We start from the raw sequence: 545 nt of genomic DNA on the forward strand, positions 1-545 counted from the left end.
TGGAAAAGCCACTCTGCTTTGACCCTTTTGGCCAAACAGGATTGCTCACCTTGGCCATAATATGATTGACCCTTTTGGCCCAAATAACATTAACCACTTAGTACAAGTGTCGTTAGAGTTTTTTTGTGTAGATTTGAGAACCCGAGTCCTGGTGTAAGGGGTAATAATAAAATCTATGCAAATGAATAAAAGAATCAAGAGCCTTTTAAGATGTTATGCGGCAGGGATGGGTTTCAAGGAAACGGCATCCACGTTCCATACTTCCCGTAACACTGTCCGCAAGTATGTCCGCCTGTTCCTTTCAAGTGGGAAAAGCATCGATCAGCTTCTCTCCCTTTCCGAGGAGCAGTTGCATGAGATGTTTGGCGGTACGGAATCCCGACGTCGGGGGCCTTCTTCCAAAAGGATTGAATTGGAGGCTTTGCTTCCCGGATATGTATCCCGCCTGACACGCAAAGGGATGAGTGTCAGGAAACTTTTCAATGAGTATCATTCCGAGTATCCTGACGGTCTTCAGCTGTCTTCCTTCAAGCGGGCAGTCCGCC

Annotated in this window: 1 pseudogene; it reads left to right on the top strand. The window is 46.8% G+C overall.

From position 1 onward, the window contains the following. Positions 1-181: 181 nt before the first annotated feature. Positions 182-545, top strand: a pseudogene (locus HMPREF6485_RS13890) (IS21 family transposase); the annotation flags it as partial.

The organism is Segatella buccae ATCC 33574, from assembly GCF_000184945.1.
GTDB lineage: Bacteria > Bacteroidota > Bacteroidia > Bacteroidales > Bacteroidaceae > Prevotella > Prevotella buccae.